The sequence below is a fragment of the Microcystis sp. M109S1 genome (assembly GCF_020247025.1).
In the GTDB taxonomy this organism is placed as follows: domain Bacteria; phylum Cyanobacteriota; class Cyanobacteriia; order Cyanobacteriales; family Microcystaceae; genus Microcystis.
The window spans coordinates 1-4357 of record NZ_JADBRW010000117.1 but is presented as its reverse complement, the minus strand read 5'-3'; the positions used below and the strand labels follow the sequence as shown (position 1 = coordinate 4357).

3 protein-coding genes are annotated in these 4357 nt (G+C 42.7%); 2 read left to right on the top strand and 1 reads right to left on the bottom strand.

The features are described 5' to 3' along the window. On the top strand, positions 1 to 302 hold a 302-nt coding region (locus IM322_RS05530; protein WP_287713133.1), incomplete at its 5' end, for a hypothetical protein. A gap of 33 nt (positions 303 to 335) precedes the next feature. On the opposite strand, the gene crtH is transcribed toward IM322_RS05530, so the two are convergent. Next, positions 336 to 1847 carry a carotenoid isomerase gene (crtH, locus tag IM322_RS05525; RefSeq protein WP_287674839.1) on the bottom strand — a complete coding sequence of 504 codons (1512 nt, stop codon included), beginning with the start codon at positions 1845 to 1847 and terminating at the stop codon, positions 336 to 338. Positions 1848 to 2224: 377 nt separating this feature from the next. On the opposite strand from crtH, the gene IM322_RS05520 reads away from it, so the two are divergent. Beyond that, the gene (locus IM322_RS05520) at positions 2225 to 4129 is read left to right on the top strand and encodes a polysaccharide biosynthesis protein (protein WP_287674840.1); all 1905 of its coding nucleotides are present in this window, start codon (positions 2225 to 2227) and stop codon (positions 4127 to 4129) included. Positions 4130 to 4357: the final 228 nt, after the last annotated feature.

Sequence of the window (4357 nt, the reverse complement as noted above, 5' to 3'; positions counted from 1 at the left end):
TCAGTTATCAGTTATCAGTTATCAGTTATCAGTTATCAGTTATCAGTTATCAGTTATCAGTTATCAGTTATCAGTTATCAGTTATCAGTTATCAGTTATCAGTTATCAGTTATCAGTTTTTATTGGCTGCATTGGTGAGTAATTCCTCTAAAATAAGCTGCCCGCGCCTTCAGCAAAACCGATCTACAGCGTTTCTCGTCAAGATGAAGTATGGATTAAACCTTGCCGAAGTAAAAATTCCAGTTGCAAAAACGCGCTTCATCCATCTGAGAAACGCTGTCAAGTATTCCCTTCCGGTTTAAGAATTCGCCAGTAAAAATCCTGATTTTCAGCTTTTAACCTCTGGGACGAGGTAAACCGAGATCTACCGCTAGACGATGACTGCAAGCAAAACCAGAAAAGGCCACCGCGTTTAATCCTTGACCGGGGAAGGTACTATCTCCCACACAATAAAGATTAGGAATAGCTGTGCGATTAAAGGGCATTCCTAATAAGCCTAACAGTTTTCTTCGCGGTATTGGGCCGTAACTGCCATCGATTCTATTCAAAAAGCGGCGATGGGTGCGGGCCGTGCCAATTTCGATATAATCTAATCCTGTATCTAGTTTGGGAAAGAGTTTTTTCAGGCGCTCGATGAGACGATGAGCAGCGGCCTCTTTTTTCTGTTGATATTCTTGGGGGGGCAGTTTTTGCCATTGATCAATCCAGCTAGGGGTGAAAGTATGAATGATATGATGGTCCGGGGGTGCTAGGGAGGGATCGAGTAAGGTAGGAATAGAAACAAAGATAGTTCCCTGTTCTGCTTCCATATTTTGCCAATCTTCTAGTAAAATATGGTGACATTCGCTTCCTGACGGTAAGACATCGGCCTTGACTCCCAGATGCAAACTGAGGAAACTGGGGGATTTTTGATAGCGTTTTTGCCAATTTTTTTCACTGCCGGGGAGAGATTCCGGGGGGAGCAATTTCTCGAAGGTATCCCAACGGGTGGCATTAGAAACAATCTTTTTAGCGTAATATTCCTTACCATTGGTCAATCTTACCCCGATCGCCCGTCCTGCATCTAAAATAATCTCAGCTACTCTGGCCTTATACTGGATTTCACCACCAGCTTTTTCCAGTCCCTCGACTAACTTGAGAGCAATCTGTCCCACTCCTCCTTGGGGATAGTTAATCCCTCCGTAATGGCGATCGCTAAAGACCATTCCCGCATTAATCATCGGAGTGCGATCGGCGGGTACTACCGACCAACAATAACATTCCATATCGATAAATTTCAATAATTTCGGGTCTTTAATATATTTTCTGGCCACATCTCCCGCATTTTGGGGTAAATACTTGACCAATCCCAAACAGGATAAAGGATGCTGAAAAAAAACCCTAGTCAGATAGCGGGGTTCTTCCAATGATAGTAAATCCATACTATTAAGGCAATTAAACACCTGCCAGCATTCATCGTAAAAGCGCCGGATACCGGTTTTTTCTGCGGGAAAATGGCTAATTAATTCCTGTAAAAATTGTTCGTAGTCGCGATGAACTTTTAAGTCTAATCCGTCCGGGAGATGATAATGAATCTGGACGGGATCGGCAATGGTTTCGATACTCATATCCACCGCTGCCAAAGCTTTGGTTAAGAGGTTAGTCGTCCCCTTTTTGCCAAAACCAAAAATCATCGAAGCACCCACATCAAAACGATAACCCTCTCGTTCAAAATAACCTGCGCTGCCCCCCGGAATCAGATAACTCTCTAAAACTAAGACTTTTGCCCCTTTTGCCGCTAATTGCGTCGCTGTCACCAATCCCCCGATTCCCGACCCAATCACGATCGCATCGTACTGATTACTCATAACTTGACTCGATAAATTTTTGTGTCAATTCTTGATTTTAACCTTGACTAGCGGTGATTTATCGGCTAGTTTGCGGGAGCAAAAAATTTTTGGGGAGAGATGAAAAGTTGGTAAAAGGAAAAAAAGTCTTGACAAATCCCGCCGCTTGACATATTTTGATTTGGGTGATATCATCTCCGGAAACACAGGCAGCGCTACTTTTATAAAAAAACATTGGTTCTTCTCGTTTCTGTGTGGAAGGAGGAAGAATAGGGGTAATTTTCCAGAAATATATTCTTCAAAGCCTTGCCTAGCAAGACTACTAGAAACGATAAACACTGATTATCACACCAAGTCGAGAGGAGCCAAATTATTTTACCCAAGATTAATTAATCAAGATGTATAGAAAACTGGCCAGCAAAATCCTGAAATTGGCTAATTCCCTATCTAGGTCATCGAAGCGCTCTCTTTTAATGGTCACCGACTGCCTTATTTTTAGTCTAACCATCTATCTAGCCTTCTCTCTCAGGTTTAATCTTAGCCTCGAATATCAGCAAATTAGACCTTTTTTAGAGGAAATATTCAGCTTAATTGCCATTAAACTTCTAGTTTTCTATCTCAGAGGTATTTACCGTCCCGTCGTACGTTATACAGGATTAGAGTTTCTTTCCTCCGTACTGCAAGCGGTTCTCTATAGTTCAGGGGTTTTAATCAGTCTTGCCTACTTTCAAGGGGATGCCTTTTTGCCGCGTTCAGTCCTGATTATCGACGCATTGTTAACCCTAATATTTGTTATCGGGGTGAGATTGTTGATTCTTTCTGTCTTTCACCGTCTTAATATTTACGTCAGTAGTGTGGATAGGGAACCGACAATTGTTATCTATGGTGCGGGGGTTGTGGGTTGTCAATTAGCACGTTCCCTACAAAATGACCCCCACTATCGTTTATTGGCCTTTGTTGATGATAATCCCGATTTGCAGCAGCGAGTTATCCAAGGCATTAGGGTTTATCCCCCCTCTCAATTGGCACTACTGCACCAAAAACGGGCCTTTGACTGGGTTGTTCTCGCTATTCCGAACCTAGACAAGGCCAAAAAGCGGCAAATCATCGAAAGTCTAGAAACTTTACCCATCGACATTAAAACCGTTCCTCCCCTCTCAAAAATTTTATCGGGAGAAGCGGCCATCAATCAGATTCGCAGTGTCGATGTCTCGGAATTATTAGGACGGGAGGAAATTCTACCCCATCCCGAACTTTTGGCAAAAAATGTCACCGGTAAAGCGGTGTTAGTCACCGGGGGTGGCGGTTCCATCGGTTCGGAATTATGCCGACAAATCGCCTTCCTCAAGCCAAAATGCTTGGTAATCTACGAATTAAACGAGTTTTCCCTCTACAAAATCGATCTCGATTTAAGTGAAAATTATGCCGATTTACGCAAGTATGCCTATCTAGGCAATGTTCTCGACCGTAATCATCTGGCCCGAGTCATCCAACAACACCAGATTGAAACAATTTATCACACGGCCGCCTATAAGCACGTTCCTCTTGTGGAAGCCAATGCTAGTCAGGGGGTTTACACTAATGTTTGGGGGACTTTAAATGTCGCTCAGACTGCGATCGAGAATTCAGTTAGTAATTTAGTTCTTATTTCCACCGATAAGGCCGTCAGACCGACTAACATTATGGGGGCCAGTAAACGCTGTGCTGAGTTAGTTGTACAAGCTTTGGCCGCTTTACCCGACACTTCCACCTGTTGCGCTATCGTCCGCTTTGGCAATGTTCTCGATAGTAGCGGTTCCGTGGTGCCGCGTTTCCGGGAACAAATCGCCCAACGTAAGAATATCACCCTCACCCATCGCGATATTATTCGCTATTTTATGTCTATTCCAGAGGCGGTGCGTTTGGTTATACAAGCGGGAGCAATGGCCCGAGGGGGTGAGGTATTCCTGTTAGATATGGGTGAACCGGTAAGAATTTACGATTTGGCCCTACAGATGATTCGTTTAAGTGGCTTGGAATTAGGGCAAGATATCGATATTGAAATCACAGGATTAAGACCGGGGGAAAAACTCTACGAAGAATTATTAATCGATACCGATAAAGCTCGTCCCACCTCTCACCCAAAGATTTTTTGCGCTAATGAACACTTTCTTGCTTGGGACAAATTGCAAATCAAATTAGAGCAACTGCTTAATTATATTCAAGTTAATGACCGTCAGGGCTTAGTTAAGTCCCTACAAGATTTAGTTCCCGAATACCAACCTCCGCAGCAAATAGCCGCTAATTTGTCAAGTAAAAAGTAAAAAAGAGGAGTTTTATCTCTCCTCTTGTTGCCAAAATTTATTAATCTAATTGAACCGAATGCTCTTGTTTTAATTGCTTTTGGATAGTTTTTACCGAAATTTTGGGTTAAAGCCCCGTCCTTTTAGGACGGCTTTTTAAACTATAGCTTGTTAACTTAACTTTTATTGTGCTATACTGATTTTGTCTAAGTACCCCCTGCGTAAAATGTTTGTCTTAGAGTTTAAAGT